Source organism: Synechococcus elongatus PCC 6301 (assembly GCF_000010065.1).
Lineage (GTDB): Bacteria > Cyanobacteriota > Cyanobacteriia > Synechococcales > Synechococcaceae > Synechococcus > Synechococcus elongatus.
The window spans coordinates 1,755,843-1,776,922 of the sequence record NC_006576.1 but is presented as its reverse complement, the minus strand read 5'-3'; the positions used below and the strand labels follow the sequence as shown (position 1 = coordinate 1,776,922).

Here is a 21,080-nt window from a genome sequence, read left to right as displayed (position 1 = left end):
TATTTGGCTCAACAGATATCAAAACGCCATAAACAATCAAGCTTTTAGATGGCTAATGAAATTTGCCGAATATATCTCTCCTTTAGTTGTATTATGCTCGGCTTCATGGTGTGAGCAATTTCAGTAATGACCGGTACTACAACTGAGTTTCCAAATTGTTTGTAGGCTGGTGTGTCAGCAACAACGATGTTGAACTTATGCTCAGAACTATCAAAGCCCATTAAACGGGCGCATTCTCGAGGGGTTAGGCGTCGCGGATTCTTATCCTTGCCTTGATCAACCAAGATCTCAGATCCATCCTTGTAGTACCTAGCAGAAAGAGTCCGGGCAATACTGTCCTTGTTGACAAGACCAAAACCAAAGCCGTTGCCAGCCGCTCGATGTTTATTCGCATAGTTTTGCAAGTAATTCCAGAGCTTATCGCTTAGGGTATATTTGTCATTAACTTTAGCCTCTATCCCAACTGTATAAGGTTCCTCAACTTCCTCGCTGCCATCATTAGGATGAAGGATGTCGGCCATGCATTTTGTATCAGTAGGCGGCTGCGAGAAAGAATCCCAGTTGAAGCCAACCTCTTCTCGGAAGCCAACAATATAGATACGTTCTCTATGTTGAGGGACAAACCCTTTTGCATCAATTATTTTTGGGTAAATCTTATAGCCAAGCTCATCCTCAAGAACATTCTTGATAACACGAAAAGTGTTTCCCTTGTCATGACTCATTAGGTTTTTGACATTTTCTAACAAAAAGGCCTTGGGTCGTCTTCTTTCAATAATGGTTGCGATATCAAAAAAGAGTGTGCCTTGAGCATCACATGCAAAGCCATGAGCCCTTCCAAGCGAGTTTTTCTTGCTGACACCGGCGATAGAAAACGGCTGACAAGGGAATCCAGCTACAAGAACGTCATGCTCTGGTAAGAGATCCCATTTTCCTTCGACTGTAATCTCGTGAATATCACCGATGATGGGATGCTCATCAACTGAGAAATTAGCTCGATAGGTTTTTTGGGCAGAGGTATCCCACTCTGACGTGAATACACATTTTCCACCGGCACGTTCGAAACCCATCCGAGTTCCGCCAATACCAGCAAACAGATCTATGAAAGTAAAGTCATGCTTTTTACCTTGATTAGGACGAGGAGTGTTGCTCTGCAGAAGGTAAAGCAGAGCCATTTTGTAAGTCTCATCCACTCCGTCTCTCTGAAAAGCAGTGATGATACGGGGATCTTTCCCGAGGTGCTTAGCTAGTTCTCGTTTAGAGAAGCGCTTGAGAGCCTCAGCCACAATAACGTCACTCGGAGTGCTGAGGTTTAGGTTCATTGACAGATCCAGCTTCGCTGGGACTAAAAAGCACAATATCTGCCTGTCATCTTCCCATATTGAGTAAGGTTTATGACGAAAGCTTGTTGCGGCTTAAGCTTCTGAGGGCTAGATGGGCGTTCTTATAGGTTGCTTCTACTCTTGGATCGATCGCCAGCCCCAGTGCTGAGGGATCGAGCTACTGCATCCACCACGGCTTGCTGCTGAACGATGCAATGCATACCCCCACCCCCAGCATTGATATTTTCCGGATTGATCGCCACGATCTTTTTGTTGGGGAATACCGACTGAAAAGCAGCTAAGGCAGCTTGGTCTTTTTGCTGATATTCCAAATTGCGATCGGGCTGCCAGTATCTTGGGACAATCACAACATCATTGGCGATCACAAAGTTGAGATAGCTAGCCGCCAAAATTGTTTTGATCTGATCGTCATCTTGAATGACTGTTCCATCTTCAAAGGTGAGTTCTTGCAGAGCTTGAAAGACAGCATCCTCTTTAGTCATGTTCACGTAAATGGGTTTAGCTGCAGGAATCCGAACAATTCGGAAGGGCTTGCCATCCTGATCGGTCGCAGCCTGCAGAATTTTTAAGTTCTCCTCGAGCCGTTGATAATTAATAGCTGCTAGCGGATCGGAAGCTCTTTCTTCTGCGGTCACTTCCGCCAATAAAATTGTATTTGAATCAACAAACCGCGCATACTCATCAATATGACCACCCGTTGCAAGCACTGTCAGGCTCCCATCTGGCAACTTGCCACGATAAGACAGTTCATCGTCAATTACACCTTCCTGAAGCCAAATCACTTTCTTGAGATTGAAGACTCGTTTGAGTTCAGTTTCAATCTTCTCCTTAGTTAGTCCTGGATTGCGCTGTAGCTCAACGGCTTCGGTCAGCATCAATGTGCCTTTACCATTAAATTCCCGATTACCACCCTCACTAATCAAGCTCGATCGCAAGATAGGAAGATCAAGATCACCAGCGACCTTGCGATCAACCTGTTCATCTGTCATTGCTGCTGGATCAGTTGCTGCGAGATAACTCCAAGCATTAAAACCAAAATCAACGACTTGAGTTTGATCAGCATTTACCGCAAAGATTGGCCCCATATCTCGAATCCAGAGATCCTCATGGGGAACCAAATGATAGCGGACTTGACTAGCTGGAATCCCTGCGGTTTTGAGCCAACCATTGATGATCACTTTTTCTTCAGGTTCATTCAGAAGAAAGTCAATTTTGACTGTTGGTGCGATCGCTTTTACCATCGCCTTCTGAACAGTCTGAGAAGGATAACCCGCCTGGTTTTCGTAGGTTGGATAGGCCATCCAAATTGAGGTGATCGGTTCAAATTCAGCCGGCATCCGAAAGGTCTTCGCTTGGTTGAGTGCCTGTCGGTAAGCAGGGCTAGTTTCTGTGACGGCATTTCCCCAGGTCAGGCGATCGCCCAGCGGTAGCTTCGCTTTGACAGGGCTGCTGAAAATTAGCGCGATCGCGATCGGACAAGCGATCACCACATAAGCCCAAGAGGATTTAGGGTACCGACTCAGCTTCTGATTCATGCGCCGCGATCGCCTCTTCAATTTGGCTGAACAGTGCCAAGACTGTTCACTTCAGCTTGCAGGCAGGAGGGCTCACTCAGAGGAGTATTCAGGTTCTCTTTAACCCCGCCGAGTGAAATGCAGCCAAGCCAAAGGCGGCGAGTCGAGCTGTCCCAAAAGCTGCTTCTGTATTGGGGGCGATCGCAATTGGAACACCGATCGCTTGTTGACGGAGTTGTTGCCAAACGGCATTTTTAGCCCCACCACCCGCTGTCCAAATCCGTTTTAGGGGCGTTGCGCCGAGGTCTTGCAAACGCTGATAGCCCAAGGTTTCCACTTGCGCCAGTCCTTCCAGCAGCCCTTGCAAAAACTGGACTGGATTCTCAGGCCGAGGTTCAAGCTGAGGCAGCCGATCAGGATCAGCGATCGGGAACCGTTCACCTCGACTAGGCAGCGGATAGTAATCAAGTCCGCTTTTTTTGGTGGGATCGATTTGGCAACTGAGACTTTCGAGTTCTGTATCCGGAAAAAACTGCCGCAGGGTCGCGCCACCGCAGTTGGAAGCACCGCCCGTGAGCCAATAGCCGCCGAGTTTATGACTGTAAACGCCGGTCAGGCGATCGCTGACTGCGACCTGACTCAGCAGTTTCAGAACAATTGTGGAACCGAGGGAAGTCACAGCTACACCGGGTTGGTGGGCACCACTCGCGAGAAAAGCAGCAATGCTATCCGTTGTACCGGCACAAATCTGACAGTCAGGCGACAGGCCAAACTCTTGAGCGATCGCGGGCAGAATCGGACCGATCGCAACTCCTGGTTCATGGACAACTGGTAAGAGCGCGCCTAGCTCTGAATCCAGCAAATTTTTACTGAAGCGCTCGCGATCGGGCGAATACCCCAGCTTGAGGGCATTGTGATAGTCGCTTTGCTGACTGCATCCATGCAGTTGGAGCGACAGCCAATCCGCCTGAGCCAGAATTTGCCAGTCTGGAGGCAACGCACCAAACTGCTGTTGCCAAAACCAGAGTTTTGCCAGCGAAGAAGTCGAACTCAGCGCTGCATGATCGGCCGGAACCCAATCTGCTAAATCCGCAAGACCAATGGGACAAGCTTGGTTGTAGAGCAGCGGCTCAGTCTGGGGCTGACCCTCGCGATCACAGAGCAAGACGGTGCCGGACGTACCATCAATCGCAATTCGCTCGATCCGCGATCGCCAGTCAGCAGGAATTTGTGTGAGGAGCTGCCAGAGCGCTTCACGCCAAACTTGCGGCCAGTTCTGACTGGTCTTGGGAAAAGTGACCGATACAGAAACCGAGCGATCGCTGTCAAAATCACAGGCGATCGCTCGGGCTCCAGAGGTGCCGAAGTCGAGGCCAAGTGCAACGACCACGGCAGAGAATCCTAGGCTTGGGTCGTAGCTAAGGCTTCTTGGCGCAGGGTGTCAGCTTTGTCAGTTTGTTCCCAAGGCAAATCGAGGTCATTGCGGCCAAAGTGACCGTAGGCTGCGACTTCTTGATAGAAGCGTCCACCCCGCTCACCGGGCAGTCGTTGCAGGTTGAAGTGCTCGATGATGCCGGCAGGATGGAGCTCAAAGTGTTTGCGCACCAAGTCGAGCAAGACTTCGTCAGCTACCTTGCCGGTACCGAAGGTTTCCACCAGTACGCTAACGGGACGCGCCACCCCGATCGCATAGCTGAGCTGCACTTCGCACTTTTCAGCCAAGCCAGCAGCCACAATATTTTTGGCGACGTAGCGGCAAGCGTAGGCAGCGCTGCGATCGACCTTAGTAGGGTCTTTGCCCGAGAAGGCACCACCACCATGGCGAGAATAACCGCCATAGGTATCGACAATGATTTTGCGGCCGGTCAAACCAGCATCGCCTTGAGGACCCCCAATCACAAACTTGCCGGTCGGGTTGACCAAAAAGCGGGTTGCGCTGTCCGGCTGGATCACCAAGTCGCTGAACACCGGCAGTACCACTTGTTCCCACAGATCGCTCTTGATCCGCTCTTGGACTGCGTTGTCGTCGCTGATGTCACCGATCGCCGCTTTGTGCTGGGTTGAGATCAAGATCGTGTCGATCGCGACGGGCTTGCCATCTTCATAAGCGATCGTGACTTGGGTTTTGCCGTCCGGTCGCAGATAGTCGAGCTGGCCATTGTGGCGAACCACCGCCAACTGACGTGCCAAACGGTGCGAAAGGCTGATCGGCAGCGGCATCAGCTCCGGCGCTTCGTTGCAGGCATAGCCAAACATGATGCCTTGGTCACCGGCTCCAATGCTGTCAAAGCGTTCATCGCTCGAAGCCTGACGCTGTTCTTGGGCCGTATCGACGCCTTGAGCGATGTCAGGCGACTGCTTATCGAGAGCAATCAAGACCGTACAGTTATTGGCGCCAAAGCCACTGTCTTCGCCGGTGTAGCCAGTCTCAGCAATTTTGCGACGGGCAAGGTCAATCAGGTTGGTCTGCGCTTGGGTCGATACTTCACCTGTAATCAAGACCAAGCCGGTGTTGACGACTACCTCAGCAGCAACGCGGCTACTGGGGTCTTCCGTCAGCAGAGCGTCGAGAATCGTATCCGAGATTTGGTCACAAATTTTGTCAGGATGGCCCTCGGTCACCGATTCCGAGGTGAACAGATATCGACGAGTCAACGACGGATCCTCTTACCGAAAAAGCTTGCCCAACAACCAAGGGCTAAAGCATCCTAGCGCGGGGGGGTCCCCCTTGAAGATAATCTGAGTGACAATCTAGGGCCTTGCATTGAGAGCTGTCACGTAGGCTTGGACCTGCAGATCAATGCCTGTAATCGCCGTTCCGACAACAACCGCAAACGCGCCGCGATCGCAGGCTTGGCGGGCAGCTTGAGCACTGGCAATTCCCCCTTCGCAGATCACGGGTGTATTGGGCAATTGTTGAGCGGCGGTCTCTAACAGATCCCAGCCCGGCGGGGTTTGCCCCTGAGTAGCTTCCGTGTAGCCGTAGAGCGTGGTTCCGACTAAATCAGCTCCTGCCTTGGCAGCCGCGATCGCTGCTTCTAGAGTGTCGATGTCGGCCATCACGGCACAGCCGAGTTCTTGCTGAAGGCGCGGAATGATTTGGCAAAAATCCTCGCCATCCGGGCGGGGGCGCAGGGTGCAATCCAAGGCAACAATGTCGGCTCCGGCCGCCGCGATCGCTTCTGCTTCGACGTAGCGGGGCGTAATGTAGACCGAGCTATCGGGAAAGGTACGTTTCCAGAGGCCAATAATTGGTGTTTCCGGTAGGCGATCGCGCACGGCACGCACATGTTCAGGCGTATCCAAGCGAATGCCCACAGCTCCACGCTGAACTGCTGCGACTGCGATCGCGGCAATGATCTCTGGCTGATGCAGGGGAGAATCCGCAGGTGCCTGACAGGAAACAATCAGACCTCCCTGAAGGCGACGAAGCTGTTGCTGTCGATCCATGCGCAACCTAAATCCAGACCCTGCCCTTGCATTATCGATAGGAATTCGTCCCGATGCAGCAGTGACCAAAGACTGACCCCCACGAGCTGAATAGCAATAGGCACTGTTTCCGCCTTCAAGCCAGCTCTAGAAGATGGGCAACATTCGTGTCGATCAGCGCAGCTGAATTTAGTAGCGATCGCGTTGGGCTTGCGGGTAGGGATAGACCTCAAAGTTGGAGGGATCGTAAAGGAAACGAATCACCTGCTCTTCGAGGCGGTGCAGCCAAAAGGCTTCAATGCTGCCGTTTTGGCGCAGGGCGGCCAAGTAGCCTTCGATGTAGAGGCGAATGTCATCAGGCCGATAACCACGCTCCCACAATTGCACCATGGCGTCGGTCAGCCGCTGATAGTGGCGAACGGTATCTGTATCCTGCAACATTGTGCTCCCCCCCTGCACCGTCGATAGAGTATCGGACCTTGCGTGGTCAGGCCTCTCATCTTTTCTTGAGCTTGCCAAAAGTTAGCAGCTCAGATTTGGAAGAAGAGGTTAAAGATCACTTTTCGATCATAGACAGCTTCGACCGCGATCGCGGTTCCGAGGAAGACAACGGGTGCTCGAAGTCGCGCTCGTAAAGGCGAATACAGAAGCCACAATGGACAGCTTGCTAGGTTAAAGTCACAACTCCCAAGAGCGCGTTCAGTGTGACGACCGCGATCGTCCATGTCATCGAAGGCAATCCCCAACTGCGATCGCTCCTGCGCTGGCACCTGAGCCAATTAGGGTTGGAAGTGGGGCTAGCGGCAGGGTTGAGTGAAGCGCGGCAACTGCTGCGATCGCAATGTCCTAGCTTGATTGTCTTGGCGATCGACCTACCCGATGGTAGCGGTCTAGAATACTGTCGCTGGCTGCAAGCTCAGGACTTGGCGGCATTGATTTTAATGATTTCGGCGCGATCGAGCGAAGCCGATGTAGTGGCTGGGCTGCAAGCGGGCGCTGATGACTACCTGAAAAAGCCCTTTGGCCTGCAAGAGTTTCTGGCTCGGGTTCAAGCCCTATTGCGTCGTCAGCGACCCCAACCGCTGAGCCGCCTTGAATTTGGAGATTTGGTCGTTGACCTCGTGCAGCGGCGAGTGGAACATCACGGCCGCGCGATCGATTTGACGCCCCAGGAGTTCAGCTTGCTTTACGTTTTGGTGCAAGCCCAAGGACAACCCTTGAGTCGCTCCGATCTGTTGCAGCGGGCTTGGCCGAATGCGATCGATAACCCGCGCACCGTGGATACGCACATCCTGTCGCTGCGCAAGAAGCTGGAACAGAACCCGCAGGCGCCACAACTTTTGCAAACCGTGCGCAACGTCGGCTATCGCTTTACGCCCGAGGCAATGGCCACCCGTTTGGCGGTCTCTTAGCATCGCTCAGCCACACGACTTAGGCCAAACCCAGATGGGCGTTGAGCACCGATCGCATCGTATCGACGGGAACCGCTTCTGCACCTGTCCAAATTTTGAGGCCAGCTGCACCCTGCTGAACCAGCATTTCTAGCCCATCGATCGCGTGGCAGCCTTGGGCGATCGCCTGTTGCAAAAAGCGGGTCGGGCTGGGCGTGTAAATCAGGTCGTAGGCGATCGTTTCTGGCCGCAATTGCTGAGCGGCTGAATTATCAAGGGGCGATCGCTCAATGTGCGGGTCCATGCCTAGCGGTGTGGTGTTGACGACTAAGTCCGCAGTGCTGAGTACATCTGGAATGTCTGACCAGTCATGGATCGTCAGAGAATCAGCGCGATCACCCCAGCTCTGCTGAAAAGCGTCTCCTTTCTGGGCGTCCCGAACCACCGTTGCGATCGCACTGCACCCCAGTTGGAGGCAACCGGCAACGACCGCCCGAGCCGCACCACCGCAGCCCAGCAGTACGACTCGACAGCCGGACCAATCGCTGCGCAGGGTTTGTAGCGGCGCAAGGAATCCCAGCACATCTGTATTAGTGCCCACCCAGCCCTGCTCAGTCTGCCAAACGGTGTTGACCGAACCCACCGACTGCGCCAGTTCTGAAACTTGGCTGAGGAGCGGCATCACGGCTTGCTTATGGGGGATGGTGACGTTGAAGCCCTGCACCCCGATCGCAGCCAAGCCCGCCAGAGCCGTCGCCAGATCTGCACCCTTAACCGGAAAGGGCACATAGCAGTAGTCCAAGCCCAGCTCTGCGATCGCGGCATTTTGGATCAACGGCGATAGGGAATGTTCGATCGGGTCGCCAATAATGCCGAGCAAGCGAGTACGACCGGTGAGAGCAGACATAACAGAGCCAGTGGACAGCGTTTTTTCAGCTTAGGGGCGATCGGCCACCGTCCCCCGAGGTTCGGGAACCCCGCCTTGGAAGAGGGGGCGGCTCACCGGCAAGATAGTCGAAACTCAAAAGAGTTCACCCCTGTTGGCGGTTGGCCGTCAGCAGATGTAATCCCTCCCAAGCTGCACTATGGCCAAAGTTGTCGGAATCGACCTCGGAACCACCAACTCTTGCGTGGCTGTCATGGAGGGCGGCAAGCCCACTGTGATCGCTAATGCGGAAGGTTTTCGCACCACTCCTTCAGTCGTTGCTTTTGCGAAAAACCAAGACCGCCTCGTGGGTCAAATCGCCAAACGCCAGGCGGTGATGAACCCCGAGAACACCTTCTACTCGGTTAAGCGCTTCATCGGCCGTCGTCCGGATGAAGTCACGAACGAACTGACCGAAGTGGCCTACAAAGTCGATACTTCGGGCAATGCCGTCAAGCTGGATAGCTCCAATGCTGGCAAGCAGTTCGCTCCTGAAGAAATTTCGGCGCAGGTGCTGCGCAAACTGGCCGAAGACGCCAGCAAATACCTGGGTGAAACCGTCACCCAAGCCGTGATCCCGGTTCCGGCCTACTTCAATGACTCCCAGCGCCAAGCGACCAAAGACGCTGGCAAAATCGCCGGCCTAGAAGTGCTGCGGATCATCAACGAGCCGACGGCAGCCGCGCTGGCCTACGGTCTTGATAAGAAGAGCAACGAACGCATCCTTGTCTTTGACTTGGGCGGCGGTACTTTCGACGTCTCGGTCTTGGAAGTGGGCGACGGCGTTTTTGAAGTGCTGGCGACCTCGGGTGATACCCACCTCGGTGGCGACGACTTCGACAAAAAAATCGTTGACTTCCTGGCTGGTGAATTCCAGAAGAACGAAGGCATCGATCTGCGCAAAGACAAGCAGGCTCTGCAGCGTCTGACGGAAGCCGCTGAGAAAGCCAAAATCGAGCTGTCCAGCGCCACTCAAACTGAAATCAACCTGCCCTTCATCACGGCAACCCAAGACGGGCCGAAGCACCTCGACCTGACCTTAACCCGCGCCAAGTTTGAAGAATTGGCTTCGGATCTGATCGATCGCTGCCGGATTCCGGTGGAGCAAGCGATCAAAGATGCCAAGTTGGCCCTGAGCGAAATTGACGAAATCGTCTTGGTCGGTGGTTCGACCCGGATTCCTGCGGTGCAGGCGATCGTCAAGCAAATGACGGGCAAAGAGCCCAACCAAAGTGTCAACCCCGATGAGGTGGTGGCGATCGGTGCGGCGATTCAAGGTGGCGTCTTGGCTGGGGAAGTCAAAGACATCCTGCTGCTCGACGTGACGCCACTATCCTTGGGGGTAGAAACCCTTGGTGGCGTGATGACTAAGTTGATCCCACGCAACACCACTATCCCCACCAAGAAGTCGGAAACCTTCTCGACGGCGGCGGACGGTCAAACCAACGTCGAAATCCACGTGCTCCAAGGCGAGCGCGAAATGGCCAGCGACAACAAGAGCTTAGGAACCTTCCGGCTGGATGGCATTCCGCCGGCTCCCCGTGGCGTGCCCCAAATCGAAGTGATCTTCGTCATCGACGCTAACGGCATCCTCAATGTCACGGCCAAAGACAAAGGGTCGGGCAAAGAGCAGTCGATCAGCATCACCGGCGCTTCGACCTTGTCTGACAACGAAGTCGATCGCATGGTCAAAGACGCCGAAGCGAATGCAGCAGCGGACAAAGAACGGCGCGAACGTATCGACCTGAAGAACCAAGCCGACACGCTGGTCTATCAGTCTGAGAAACAACTCAGCGAGCTGGGTGACAAGATCTCGGCTGATGAGAAAAGCAAAGTCGAAGGCTTTATCCAAGAGCTGAAAGATGCCTTGGCTGCCGAAGACTACGACAAGATCAGGTCGATCATCGAGCAACTGCAGCAAGCTCTCTACGCCGCTGGCAGCAGCGTCTACCAGCAGGCTAGCGCTGAAGCTTCGGCCAACGCCCAAGCCGGTCCTTCCTCGTCCTCGAGCAGCAGCTCTGGCGATGATGATGTGATTGACGCAGAGTTCTCTGAGTCGAAGTAATCACCTAGGCAGTTTGGGAATGAATCGCCGGGCCGCAAGGTCCGGCTTTTTTATGCTTCAGCCTCGATTCATTTCTGCGATCGCCCGGCTGAAGCGCAGCTCACTTTCCCAACACGATCGCGGTTCGAGCGTCCCATCCAAGGGATACACTGAGCCTGTTCCTGTGAAAGATCATCGATGGCTGCTGCACCGAGTTCCGTGGCACCGTTGGCTGCACGAGCCTTGCGGTTAGTAGGTCTCGTCCTTGTTCTCTCTGTGCTCGTTGACTATGTTGCCAGTTTGGTCGGTGCCAACTGGAGCGAACCACGTTGGTACGTGGCCACCAGCAGCCAATGGATCGATCGCGGGGTTGTGCCGCTGGTGGGCCTGACGTTCTGGTTTAGTGGCGATTGGCTCGCCCAACAACTCGATCCTTTGTCCGTCACGCAACAAAAACTGATCCGGGCGATCGCGCGGATTTTGCCCTTGGTGCTCACAGTCATTTTTATCCTGGCGGTCCCGATTCACCTCAGCAATGCCTTCACCAGCCAAGCCCAACGGCTGGAAGAAGTTCAGCAGCAGGTGCAGCAACAGCGACAAGCCCTCGATCTGCAGTTTCAAGGGGCGATCGCTCAGCAGAAACAGCAACTGAAGCAGCTATTTGGCACCCCCGGCCTGTTTGAGCAAGTCAAGGCCAGCGGCCAAATTCCGGCCGATCAAGTTGGCGAGCTCGAAAAGCTAGTAGGCAAACCGGAAGCCGAAATCGATCGCTTTGTCGATCAGCGTGCGGCAGAAGCTAAGCAAACCCAAGAAGCTGAAATCAAAGCGAACCAAGAGAAGCAATCTAACCTCATTCGCCGCGAAGTCACCGGCAATACGATCCGAACTTCGCTGCTTGGGATCCTGCTCGTCATTGGCTATGGCGGCATCAGCTGGGGCATCCTGCGCCAAAGTCCGAACCACAACTGATCGCTGAGCTGCGCCCTCCTCTAGCGGCGCTTTAGCCTCGCAGTTGTCGGATCTAACACTCGCTGCGATCGCCCTTGATCCCCTGCCCCCCCGCGGAGGAGTCGGATTGTGTCACAGTGAAGCAGGCCCTAGCTGCTAGCGATCGCTTGCTGAGACTGGAAACTTAGCGCTGAGCCAGCCCAAGGTGCTGCGCTGTGACCCTTTGCCTCACTCCCCGAAGACCATGTCTGACGCCCCCAATCACAGCTCTCTTAGTTTTTGGCAACGGCTGCGGCAGGATTTCAAAAATGATTTGATCGCCGGTTTGCTGGTGGTCATTCCCCTAGCAACCACAATCTGGCTGACGGCAGTGGTCTCCCGCTGGGTTGTCAACCTGCTGACAGGAATTCCCAAACAGGTCAATCCCTTCAATGACCTCGATCCTCTGCTCACCAACCTAATCAACCTAGGGGTGGGTCTGACCGTCCCCCTGACCGCCATCTTGGTGATCGGGCTGATGGCGCGCAACATCGTCGGTCGCTTCCTGCTGGATTTTGGCGAGCGCACCCTGCAGGCGATTCCCCTCGCAGGATCGGTCTACAAAACCCTCAAGCAACTGCTCGAAACGGTCCTGAAGGACAACGGCAACCGCTTTCGGCGCGTAGTGTTAGTGGAATATCCGCGCAAGGGCCTTTGGTCAGTCGGATTCGTCACTGGCATCGTCAGCGATGCGATTCAGGCCAAGCGCCCAGATGCTGCCCTCGTCAGTGTCTTTATCCCTTCGACGCCCAATCCCACCACGGGCTGGTATGCAGTGGTCTGCGAAGAGGAGGAGCTAACCCTAGATATGTCTGTTGAGGATGCCTTCAAAATTCTGATTTCCGGTGGCATCGTCTCGCCCAAAGGCAATTCGCCAGCCGCTCCCTTGAATAGCCTGCCGGAAGCGGTAGAGAAAGTGCTGGTTGAGGCCGCCAGCAGCAGTGGCAAGGGCGAAGACGAGAGCGGTCGCTAAGGCTAATCTCAGGCATTCGAGGCGATCGCACAGCGTTATGGACTGGTGATTCCTGCGAGGCGATCGCCTACAGACAGGATTTGCTCAGACTTGGGAGCAGGCCAACAAGTTAGAGTGAGGATTGGCCTTTTGCCTCCCGCCGACCTATGCAACCCCGCCGTATTGCTCGTGAACTGGCTTTGCTCAGTTTGAGCCAGCTTCCAGCGAAAGCCGAGCCACCCTCCGACCAAATGCTCTCGGAGCTGTTGTTGGCGGCAACCCGCACCCTCGCCGCAGAAGCCCGCGATCACCTAGAAGCCGCTTCCGCAGAATTGAAGCAGAGCAGCGATCGCTTGCTATTGAGCACCTTGGGCTCTGCCGATCTGGAAAGCTCACGGGCGATGCTCCAAGAGGTGATCGAAATGGCCCAGGCTGCAATTAACCGCACCGGCAATGCCCTGGACTTGCCCGAGTGGGTGCAACTAACCGATCGCGAAGAAGTACGCAAATTTGGCGGCCGGCTAGTGCTGCAAGTCAGCAACAACCGCGAACGCATCGATCGCACCTTGAATGATGTGATGGTGGACTGGCAACTGCACCGCGTGCCCCGCCTCGACCAAGACATTTTGCGGTTAGCCGCCGCAGAAATTCTGTTCTTAGGTACCCCCGAGCAAGTGGCGATCAACGAAGCAGTGGAATTGGCCAACCGGTACAGTGATGAAGAAGGTCGCCGCTTCATCAATGGCGTGTTGCGCCGCCTCAGCACCATGCTAGGCAAAGCAGCCCGTGCGGCCCGTCCGTCTTCCTAACTTCTGCTGTTCCTATGGTTTTCGATTGGTTTCGCCGTCAGTTCAATCAACCCGAGTCCCTAACTGAGGCGCCCAGCGAGGCTGCCCCGGAGGCTAGCGAGCCGACTGGTGAGGCCGATCGCACTCCCGTAGAACCACCGACGGAGCAACAACCAGCCGAAGCCGAAGCTGCACCGGCAAGCCCTCCTGCGCCCACTCCCACAATCAACCCTGATTATTTGGCTTGGGCGAAGGCGGCTTATCAGAATCTGAAGCAGCAAGATCATCCTGCTGCCGTTGAGGAAGATCCTGGGGCGGTCTCTGACGACCTAGCCGCTACGGTTGAGCCAACAACCGACGACACAGCCGTTACGACCAGTGCACCTCAGACGATCGCTGAGGCCACTCCCGAGCTAGAACCAGAACCTGCAGCTCCGGCTGAGCCCCCTTCTTTCTTTGACCTCGCCGCCAGCGAGCGGGAAGCCCGCCTCGAACAATTAACTGCTGAAGCGATCGCGGAGCCGGAGCCAGAACCGAAGCCCCAGCCCCCTGCGATCGCAGAACCCTCAGCCCCCCAAGGGCTAACCTTTGACGATGACTTTGTCTGGTCGTCTGAAGTGCTAGCAGCTCAAGGGCGGCGTCCTGAAGAAATTTCGATCGAAGAGATCGACTGGCTGAGTAGCCTGCGGCGCGGTCTGGATAAAACCCGCCGCAGCCTCGTCAACCAACTGAAGTCTGCGGTGGGCCAAGGCCCCCTCAGCGCCGATGCAGTTGAGACAATCGAGGCACTGTTGCTACAGGCGGATGTGGGGGTCGAAGCCACTGATCGCATCCTGACGCAGCTGCAAGCCAAGCTTCGCCAAGAAGCCCTGCCACCAGAACAGGCGATCGCCTATCTCAAGCAATTGCTGCAGCAGTTGTTGGATCAACCCCTAGAAACCTCGGGGCGCTACATTCTGGCTCCTGAAAAGGGTCGCCTCAACGTCTGGCTGGTCTGCGGCGTTAATGGCGTCGGTAAGACGACGACGATTGGCAAACTCGCCCATCTGGCCACTAAGTCGGGCTATCGCTGTCTGATTGCCGCCGCTGACACTTTCCGGGCCGCTGCTGTTGAGCAGGTGAAAGTCTGGGGCGATCGCAGTGAGGTGGATGTGATTGCTAACCCCGGCCAGAACACCGACCCGGCTGCCGTCGTGTTTGATGCGATCGCGGCAGCGCAAGCGCGGGGCACTGAGCTACTGCTAGTAGATACAGCCGGTCGCCTCCAGAACAAAAAGAATTTGATGGACGAACTGGCTAAGGTCCGCCGCATTATCGATCGCAAAGCTCCAGATGCGATCGTTGAATCCCTGCTTGTCCTCGATGCCACCCAAGGGCAAAACGGGCTGCGCCAAGCCCAAGTCTTTGCCGAAGCAGCCCAACTGAGCGGGGTTGCCCTGACCAAACTGGACAGCACAGCCAAAGGCGGTGTCGCCCTCGCGATCGCCCAGGATCTCCAGCTACCGATTCGATTCTTGGGAGCAGGTGAACGGATTCAAGATCTGCGGCCTTTCTCCAGCTATGAATTCATCCAAGCGCTGTTGGATGGCTAAGTTTTTTTGAACTGAATCGACATTGATTCGCACTAGATTGACCATGCCTGACGGTTGTTTTGGGCAATCACTGCAAGGAACCTCAATTTAGATGGGGATTTGCACGAATCCAGAAATAAGGTGCTATAACCGTTGGGAACTTTTCTCCCATCGCTTTTAGCGTAGCTGCCCGTCCTCTTATGACGACGCTCCCCTATTTCCAACCCGCGGCTTCGCCGGCTTCGGCGGGGGAAGGTTCAGCTAGCCTTTCACCAGTCATTGCCCTCAAGGATCTGGTCGCGCGCCTCGATCGCGAACAGCGCAAAGCTCAGGAATTGTTGGCCTCCCTAGGGTTCGCGCTCCGCAGCTTCACCAATTTGGGCCAGTTCCTAGAACTGATCCCACTCATTGCCAGTCGAGTCACCGACACTGAAGGCAGTCTGTTATTGACCTTTCGGCCCGACGGTCGCTTTTGGCAGGCGCAACTACACTGCACTGATCCCCGCCTTGCGGAGACCCTGAATCGAATTCCCGCAAGCTTGCCGGTTGGGACGGCTCCCAGTGGTTCCCCAACGGAAGCAATCGCTGAGATCGATCGCCAAGTGCAACGCTGTCTAGGCCGCAACGCGCAGTTATTTGCCACCGCCGTTTTGGTGCGGAACCAAGCCCGTGGACGGCTGTACGTCTTCAGCTTAGATGGCCAGTACAGCTGGAATGAATCGCGTCAAAAACTGGTTCGCTTAGTGGCGGATCAAACTGCTGTTGCGATAGAAAATGATGCGCTGACCACCGAGCTACGCCAAAAAGAACGCCTCGATCGCGAATTAGAAATTGGTGCTGAAATTCAGTTGCAATTACTGCCGAGTCAGTGCCCGGCGATTGAAGGCTTAGAAATTGCGGCGGCCTGTCGAACAGCGAGCCGCGTGGGCGGGGATTACTACGACTTCATTCCTACCCGCACCCACAGCGATGAACAGGGACGCTTGCAGCCCGATGCAGGCTCGCCCTGGGCGATCGCAATCGGCGACATCATGGGCAAAGGCGTCCCCGCTGGCTTGATCATGACGATGCTGCGCGGCATGCTGCGGGCAGAGGTGCTGAACCGGCACCGGCCCAGTCGGGTCTTGGCACACCTCAATCAGGTGATCTACGCGGACCTCGAGCATTCCAATCGCTTCGCCACGCTGTTTTACTCGGAATACGATCCCAGCTCGCGCTTGCTGACCTTTAGCAATGCGGCCCACAATCCACCCCTGCTCTGGCAACAGGCAACGGGCACCCTCAAGCGCCTCGACACCTTTGGCATGATGATTGGCCTCGAAGCCGATAATGCCTACGCCGAACAGCACGTGCAGCTTCAGCCGGGCGATGTGGTTCTCTACTACACCGATGGTTTGACCGATGCGGCTGATCCGCGGGGTAACCGCTTCGATGAGGAGAACGTCGCGATCGCCTTCCGTGAGGCTTGCCGGCGACGACTGTCAGCAGAAGCCCTCCTAGCCGACCTATTCAACCGAGTCCAGCGCTTCATTGGGCCCGATCGCCACAATGAAGATGACATGACCCTCGTAGTCCTGCGGGCCGTTTGACGAGACGATGGATCGGTGAGCGATCTGCTGTAGACCCTTTTGTGGAAACGCAACAATGCTAGAAGCGGTCCGGTTTGCCATTGACGTCAGCAATAGCGATGTCCTTCAAAATATGCGCCAGGCTTGGGAGGGCTTTGTCAGTTCTGGTCAGGCTTGGGCAGCGCTGTTTGGGATGGCGTTTGGTTATTTTGTTGCCAAGTTCACCAGCTACGGCTGATTGTGAGTCCCCGAGGCGATCGCGCCTTTGGCCGGGCTGCAGTCTGGCTGCCCCTAACAGGCCAGTCGGGACTATGATCGCCTTTGGCCTTCCGCACAAAGATTCTGGTGACCCAAGCTGCTGCCCCACAACCCTGGAGCGATCGCTTCGAGACAGCGCTCCATCCAGCGATCGTGGTTTTCAATGCCAGTATCGGTTTTGATCTGGCGCTGATCGAATATGACCTCACGGGGTCCCAGGCGCATGCGCAAATGCTGGCAGAGCAAGACATCATCAGCCGCGAGGAAGGTGAGGCGATCGTCGCTGGGCTTGAGCAGATTCGCAGTGAATATCGCACCGGTCAATTCCAGCCAGGATTGGATGCTGAGGATGTCCACTTTGCGGTGGAACGGCGACTGACAGAACTCCTCGGCGATGTTGGTAAAAAGCTCCACACCGCCCGATCGCGCAATGACCAAGTGGGTACAGATACGCGGCTCTATCTGCGCGACCGCGTCGATCACATTCGTCAGCAATTGCGTGACTATCAGCGTGTTCTACTGAGCCAAGCCGAGCAACACCTTGAGACATTAATTCCGGGCTATACCCACCTGCAACGCGCCCAGCCCTTGAGCTTGGCACATCATCTCCATGCCTACTTAGAGATGGCAGAGCGTGATTGGGAACGATTAGGCGACCTGCGCAAGCGCCTGAATACCTCTCCTTTGGGCGCAGGGGCCTTGGCGGGGACAACTTTCCCAATCGATCGCCAGCGCACGGCGGCATTACTCGGCTTTGAACGCATCTACGCCAACAGCTTGGATGCCGTCAGCGATCGCGATAGTCTCGTGGAATTTCTGGCAGCCGCCAGCTTGATCATGGTGCACCTCAGCCGCTTGGCTGAGGAAGTGATCCTCTGGGCTTCGGAGGAGTTTCGCTTTGTTCGCCTCAGCGATCGCTGCGCCACTGGCTCCAGTATCACGCCGCAGAAGAAAAATCCTGATGTGCCAGAGCTAGTGCGGGGCAAGACGGGACGGGTGTTTGGGCATCTGCAAGCGCTGCTCGTCGTTTTGAAAGGCTTACCGTTGGCCTACAACAAGGACTTGCAGGAAGACAAAGAAGGCTTGTTTGACGCAGTGCAAACCGTGGAAAGCTGCCTCGAAGCCATGACGATTTTGTTTGCAGAAGGTCTGAGCTTCCAGCCCGATCGCCTAGCGGCAGCGGTCGAAGCCGATTTTTCCAATGCTACAGATGTCGCAGACTACTTGGCAGCGCGGGGTGTGCCTTTCCGAGAAGCCTACAACCTCGTCGGTCGCGTGGTGCGCACCTGTTTGGAGCAAGGCAAACTCCTGAAGGATTTGAGCTTGGCTGAATGGCAGGCTCTACACCCGCAGTTTGAAGCCGACATCTACACAGCGATCGCACCGCAACAGGTTGTTGCAGCCCGCAACAGCTTGGGTGGCACGGGTTTTGAGCAAGTACGATCAGCCTTGGCCTCTGTGCGGCAACGCTTGGAAGCCACTTGTTAAAGCCGATCGCTCGATGCTGCGAATCTGAGCAAATACTCACCGATCGTTACGGTTCGCGGTTTTTCTCTGGTATCAGCGTTAGGCTGATCAGCGAGCCGTGCTATCGCCGGTCTCTGTTTCGGTAGGAGTTTGCGATCGCGTGTCTTGGTTGTGCAGTCTGTCGATGTTTTCGCGTGAGCACTGTATCGCCCTTTGTGGCGCCTTGGTACCGCTGACGATTCTGCTGACCTTCAGTGCGATTTTGCTGGTATTGGCGGAAGCCCCTCGCATTTGGCAACGCAGCCTCGCCCTGGCTGGAGCGCTGCCAGCGATCTTGATGGTGCTCCATGTCTATAGCTGGTGGGCAGTGGGTGTGGTTGCCGCTCCCACCTTTATCCTCTGTGGCTTGACGGTGATTTGCGGCCTGATTCAACTTGTCATCCTGAAGCGATCGCTCACGCCTGCGGCGATCGCTCCGATGGCGGTTGTCAGCTAGGGCAGGAATTGCTGCAGCGCTGATTTCAGATCGGGATAGCGGAATTGAAAACCCGCGGCTTCCAAGCGTTTGGGCAGCACTTGCTGACCTTCCAGAACTAGTAGCGCCCCTTCACCCAGGAGTGCTTCGAGGGCAAACGCCGGCACTGGCAACCAAGATGGCCGCTGTAGGACTTCACCAAGGGTGGCACTGAGGTCAGCCATTCGCACTGCCTGTGGCGCTGTGGCGTTGTAAGTCCCTTGATAGCTGGGATTAGCGATCGCTTCCAGAATCAGCGAGACCAAGTCTTCTCGTTGAATCCAAGAGACCCACTGCCGACCGCTGCCGATCGGGCCACCAGCAAACAGCTTGAAGGGACCAAGCATTTTGCCGATCGCGCCACCTGGGCCAACAACAATTCCAATTCGCAGGGTCACCAAACGGGTCCCACTCACTGTTACCGCTTGCGCCTCCTGTTCCCAGGCTTGGCAAATTTCCGCGAGGTAATCCTGTCCAGCAGCACTCTCCTCCGTAAATTGCGCCGTTTCGCTGGTGCCGTAGTAGCCGATCGCAGAGGCAGTGACGAGGACTTGGGGTTTCTGGGTTGCGGCCGTGATCGCAGTCACCAAGGCCCGAGTGGTTTGAACACGACTGTTTTTAAGGCGTTGTTTTTGGGCTGGTGTCCAGCGTTGTTCTGCGATCGGTTCCCCCGCTAAATTGACGACTGCATCAGCACCTTCTAGCGCTGCTAACCAGCTCGTTTCAGTCGCAGTATCGAAGACTTGGCAGCCCGTCAGTTGCTGCGCCACAGTCGGTCGCTGACTGAGAATGCGCAGTTCGTGACCCTCGGCCTGCAGTCGTTCGACTAAGCGCTGCCCAACGAAGCCTGTCGCACCCGTAATCGCAATCTTCACACCTATCTCCCGTCGTTATGCCTGGCGATCGCCGTAGGTCATGTCATTGGCCGCAGCGTAGCGCTCCATAAATCGCATGAAGCGTTGCCAGTGGTCTTCATTGTCGATCGGGACGACAAACTCGACGCGGTCCAGTTCATCGCCGTCATCACCGCCAAACACCAACTTGGAGGAGTCGGGCCAAAGTTCGATTGCCCCTTCACTATCGGTGAGGCGAATCGCTTTGGAAAAGCGGCTTCGGAAACTATTGAAGCGATCAAGGGCTTTGAGGGCACGGAAGCGGAGCAAGACATTGCGGGTGCCGGATTGGCGATCGCGCCGCAAGCTGACGTTATCGAGTTCTTCAGCGATGCCATCAAACAGTTCGATCGTGGGCAGTACGTCGGTCATCAGTCTGCCTCTGAAGGGTTCTCCTTCTACTCTGACACTCGGGCCTTGATGCTGGCAGGCGAGAAATCCGCCCCAACAGCGATCGCTATCACTAATGGATAGGAGATTACTGGTTTCTTTGGAATACCAGAGAGTTCTTGGGGTCGATCACTGATCTACTCTCTGCGCAGGAGAAGCGGTAGACACAACAAGAATTCAGACATTGGCAGTACTACTCTGGCAGGGGTTGAAGGCGATCGCGACAGTCTCAGAGAGTAGCTAAGCAATGTTTGAGCGTAGTGAGTTGTTGTTGAAGATAAGCTGATCCTTATTCGACTACACCAGTCCTATCTTTTTTACTAGGTAGCCTCTGTTGATCATGCGCTGACTATAGTTAGAGAGTCACTGAGTATTGATCAGGAAAGGCCAGGCGATCGGTCTTTGGCACAAGATCGCTCGCCTAGGGCAAGCTAATCCCTGCATCGTTTGCGAGAATAGAGGTAAGCTGCGATCGCGTTGGGATGGAAAGGTTAGCAATGTCACGATTAAAACTCGTCTTAGAGCAGCGTTTACTTTATGCTCATTTACGCCGAGCAGTGCGATCGCAAGGTTTTACAATCACTGAGATCTTAGTCGTTTTAATTGTGGCAGGGATTCTAGCCGCGATCGCAGGACCTAGCGTGGCTGGTTTTTTGGGTCAGCAAGAGCTAGATCAAGCTACTTCAGAAGTACAGTCAGCCATTCTAGAGATGCAACGTGAAGCTCAGCGGTTAAATCGAACCTGTACCTTGAAAGCCACTGATCTTGTTGCTGGTGGAATTAACCGTGATACAACAGCAGCACCCACGGGGAATTGTCTTTTACGTAGTCGTAGCTTTGCTAGAAATCAAATCACAGTAGCTCAGAATCTAAGTTCAAACGTACTCGCATATCCCAGCGGCAATGTTTACTGGACAGGTAATGCAACCCAAGAAATTCGCTTGAGTAGTACATTAACGCCAGTACAACGCTGTGTCGTTCTTGCACGACCCCTAGGGCTAGTCAGAACTGGTACTGTGCAAAGCGGTAGCTGTCGAACTTCAAGCTAG

20 protein-coding genes are annotated in these 21,080 nt (G+C 55.1%); 11 read left to right on the top strand and 9 right to left on the bottom strand.

All coding sequences use genetic code 11. From position 1 onward, the window contains the following. Positions 1 to 44: 44 nt before the first annotated feature. The 6 genes from dcm to SYC_RS08725 all read right to left on the bottom strand — a co-directional run bounded on the left by dcm (position 45) and on the right by SYC_RS08725 (position 6,724). Positions 45 to 1,283 (bottom strand): DNA (cytosine-5-)-methyltransferase, encoded by a 1,239-nt coding sequence (gene dcm / locus SYC_RS08750; RefSeq protein ID WP_272912061.1) that lies wholly within the window; start codon positions 1,281 to 1,283, stop codon positions 45 to 47. 158 nt (positions 1,284 to 1,441) lie between these two features. Then, positions 1,442 to 2,875 carry an agmatine deiminase family protein gene (locus SYC_RS08745; protein WP_011243953.1) on the bottom strand — a complete coding sequence of 478 codons (1,434 nt, stop codon included), beginning with the start codon at positions 2,873 to 2,875 and terminating at the stop codon, positions 1,442 to 1,444. 88 nt (positions 2,876 to 2,963) lie between these two features. Beyond that, a complete protein-coding gene (locus SYC_RS08740) occupies positions 2,964 to 4,244 on the bottom strand; it encodes an FGGY-family carbohydrate kinase (protein WP_011243952.1) in 1,281 nt (426 codons plus the stop codon). An 11-nt stretch (positions 4,245 to 4,255) separates the two neighbouring features. Further along, on the bottom strand, positions 4,256 to 5,509 hold the full coding sequence (metK, locus tag SYC_RS08735; protein WP_011243951.1) for a methionine adenosyltransferase: 1,254 nt from the start codon (positions 5,507 to 5,509) through the stop codon (positions 4,256 to 4,258). 96 nt (positions 5,510 to 5,605) lie between these two features. Further along, positions 5,606 to 6,304: an N-acetylmannosamine-6-phosphate 2-epimerase gene (locus SYC_RS08730; RefSeq protein WP_011243950.1), complete on the bottom strand. Its 699-nt coding sequence runs from the start codon at positions 6,302 to 6,304 to the stop codon at positions 5,606 to 5,608. A 168-nt stretch (positions 6,305 to 6,472) separates the two neighbouring features. Next, the gene (locus SYC_RS08725; RefSeq protein WP_011378477.1) at positions 6,473 to 6,724 is read right to left on the bottom strand and encodes a DUF6761 family protein; all 252 of its coding nucleotides are present in this window, start codon (positions 6,722 to 6,724) and stop codon (positions 6,473 to 6,475) included. Positions 6,725 to 6,987: 263 nt separating this feature from the next. On the opposite strand from SYC_RS08725, the gene SYC_RS08720 reads away from it, so the two are divergent. Continuing rightward, positions 6,988 to 7,695 (top strand): response regulator transcription factor, encoded by a 708-nt coding sequence (locus SYC_RS08720; protein WP_011378478.1) that lies wholly within the window; start codon positions 6,988 to 6,990, stop codon positions 7,693 to 7,695. A 19-nt stretch (positions 7,696 to 7,714) separates the two neighbouring features. Here the strand turns inward: SYC_RS08720 and SYC_RS08715 are convergent, their stop codons facing one another. Beyond that, entirely contained in the window at positions 7,715 to 8,581 is an 867-nt protein-coding gene (locus tag SYC_RS08715) for a shikimate dehydrogenase (protein ID WP_011243947.1), read from the bottom strand. Positions 8,582 to 8,759: 178 nt separating this feature from the next. On the opposite strand from SYC_RS08715, the gene dnaK reads away from it, so the two are divergent. From dnaK to SYC_RS08675, 9 genes are all read left to right on the top strand, one after another. Then, positions 8,760 to 10,664 (top strand): molecular chaperone DnaK, encoded by a 1,905-nt coding sequence (dnaK, locus tag SYC_RS08710; protein ID WP_011243946.1) that lies wholly within the window; start codon positions 8,760 to 8,762, stop codon positions 10,662 to 10,664. A gap of 177 nt (positions 10,665 to 10,841) precedes the next feature. Continuing rightward, positions 10,842 to 11,612 carry an HpsJ family protein gene (locus SYC_RS08705; RefSeq protein WP_011243945.1) on the top strand — a complete coding sequence of 257 codons (771 nt, stop codon included), beginning with the start codon at positions 10,842 to 10,844 and terminating at the stop codon, positions 11,610 to 11,612. 223 nt (positions 11,613 to 11,835) lie between these two features. Next, positions 11,836 to 12,603 (top strand): DUF502 domain-containing protein, encoded by a 768-nt coding sequence (locus SYC_RS08700; protein ID WP_050738289.1) that lies wholly within the window; start codon positions 11,836 to 11,838, stop codon positions 12,601 to 12,603. Between the two features lie 146 nt (positions 12,604 to 12,749). After that, a complete protein-coding gene (gene nusB / locus SYC_RS08695; RefSeq protein WP_011243943.1) occupies positions 12,750 to 13,391 on the top strand; it encodes a transcription antitermination factor NusB in 642 nt (213 codons plus the stop codon). A 14-nt stretch (positions 13,392 to 13,405) separates the two neighbouring features. Further along, the gene (gene ftsY, locus SYC_RS08690; protein ID WP_011243942.1) at positions 13,406 to 14,962 is read left to right on the top strand and encodes a signal recognition particle-docking protein FtsY; all 1,557 of its coding nucleotides are present in this window, start codon (positions 13,406 to 13,408) and stop codon (positions 14,960 to 14,962) included. Between the two features lie 179 nt (positions 14,963 to 15,141). After that, on the top strand, positions 15,142 to 16,530 hold the full coding sequence (locus tag SYC_RS08685; protein WP_011243941.1) for a PP2C family protein-serine/threonine phosphatase: 1,389 nt from the start codon (positions 15,142 to 15,144) through the stop codon (positions 16,528 to 16,530). Positions 16,531 to 16,585: 55 nt separating this feature from the next. After that, positions 16,586 to 16,747 carry a hypothetical protein gene (locus tag SYC_RS14000; protein ID WP_011243940.1) on the top strand — a complete coding sequence of 54 codons (162 nt, stop codon included), beginning with the start codon at positions 16,586 to 16,588 and terminating at the stop codon, positions 16,745 to 16,747. Between the two features lie 107 nt (positions 16,748 to 16,854). Beyond that, positions 16,855 to 18,255: an argininosuccinate lyase gene (argH, locus tag SYC_RS08680; RefSeq protein WP_011243939.1), complete on the top strand. Its 1,401-nt coding sequence runs from the start codon at positions 16,855 to 16,857 to the stop codon at positions 18,253 to 18,255. A 163-nt stretch (positions 18,256 to 18,418) separates the two neighbouring features. After that, positions 18,419 to 18,730 carry a hypothetical protein gene (locus SYC_RS08675; RefSeq protein ID WP_039755541.1) on the top strand — a complete coding sequence of 104 codons (312 nt, stop codon included), beginning with the start codon at positions 18,419 to 18,421 and terminating at the stop codon, positions 18,728 to 18,730. On the opposite strand, the gene SYC_RS08670 is transcribed toward SYC_RS08675, so the two are convergent. Then, on the bottom strand, positions 18,727 to 19,623 hold the full coding sequence (locus SYC_RS08670) for a thylakoid membrane protein ThyD (RefSeq protein WP_011243937.1): 897 nt from the start codon (positions 19,621 to 19,623) through the stop codon (positions 18,727 to 18,729). The two genes, SYC_RS08675 and SYC_RS08670, sit on opposite strands and share 4 nt — an antisense overlap. A gap of 15 nt (positions 19,624 to 19,638) precedes the next feature. Next, complete coding sequence (gene psb28, locus SYC_RS08665; RefSeq protein WP_011243936.1) at positions 19,639 to 20,013, bottom strand: photosystem II reaction center protein Psb28; 375 nt, start codon at positions 20,011 to 20,013, stop codon at positions 19,639 to 19,641. 500 nt (positions 20,014 to 20,513) lie between these two features. Here psb28 and SYC_RS14240 point away from each other — a divergent pair, with 500 nt between their 5' ends. After that, a complete protein-coding gene (locus SYC_RS14240) occupies positions 20,514 to 21,080 on the top strand; it encodes a pilus assembly FimT family protein (protein ID WP_011378483.1) in 567 nt (188 codons plus the stop codon).

What these genes read in the sequence shown, in the direction of transcription:
- SYC_RS08675 (WP_039755541.1), top strand. Translation starts at nt 18,419, where the DNA reads ATGTTTTCGCGTGAGCACTGTATCGCCCTTTGTGGCGCCTTGGTACCG.
- psb28 (WP_011243936.1), bottom strand. Translation starts at nt 20,013, where the DNA reads ATGACCGACGTACTGCCCACGATCGAACTGTTTGATGGCATCGCTGAA.
- SYC_RS08715 (WP_011243947.1), bottom strand. Translation starts at nt 8,581, where the DNA reads ATGTCTGCTCTCACCGGTCGTACTCGCTTGCTCGGCATTATTGGCGAC.
- SYC_RS08725 (WP_011378477.1), bottom strand. Translation starts at nt 6,724, where the DNA reads ATGTTGCAGGATACAGATACCGTTCGCCACTATCAGCGGCTGACCGAC.
- SYC_RS08700 (WP_050738289.1), top strand. Translation starts at nt 11,836, where the DNA reads ATGTCTGACGCCCCCAATCACAGCTCTCTTAGTTTTTGGCAACGGCTG.
- SYC_RS08745 (WP_011243953.1), bottom strand. Translation starts at nt 2,875, where the DNA reads ATGAATCAGAAGCTGAGTCGGTACCCTAAATCCTCTTGGGCTTATGTG.
- SYC_RS08685 (WP_011243941.1), top strand. Translation starts at nt 15,142, where the DNA reads ATGACGACGCTCCCCTATTTCCAACCCGCGGCTTCGCCGGCTTCGGCG.
- dnaK (WP_011243946.1), top strand. Translation starts at nt 8,760, where the DNA reads ATGGCCAAAGTTGTCGGAATCGACCTCGGAACCACCAACTCTTGCGTG.
- SYC_RS14000 (WP_011243940.1), top strand. Translation starts at nt 16,586, where the DNA reads ATGCTAGAAGCGGTCCGGTTTGCCATTGACGTCAGCAATAGCGATGTC.
- SYC_RS14240 (WP_011378483.1), top strand. Translation starts at nt 20,514, where the DNA reads ATGGAAAGGTTAGCAATGTCACGATTAAAACTCGTCTTAGAGCAGCGT.
- nusB (WP_011243943.1), top strand. Translation starts at nt 12,750, where the DNA reads ATGCAACCCCGCCGTATTGCTCGTGAACTGGCTTTGCTCAGTTTGAGC.
- ftsY (WP_011243942.1), top strand. Translation starts at nt 13,406, where the DNA reads ATGGTTTTCGATTGGTTTCGCCGTCAGTTCAATCAACCCGAGTCCCTA.
- SYC_RS08705 (WP_011243945.1), top strand. Translation starts at nt 10,842, where the DNA reads ATGGCTGCTGCACCGAGTTCCGTGGCACCGTTGGCTGCACGAGCCTTG.
- SYC_RS08730 (WP_011243950.1), bottom strand. Translation starts at nt 6,304, where the DNA reads ATGGATCGACAGCAACAGCTTCGTCGCCTTCAGGGAGGTCTGATTGTT.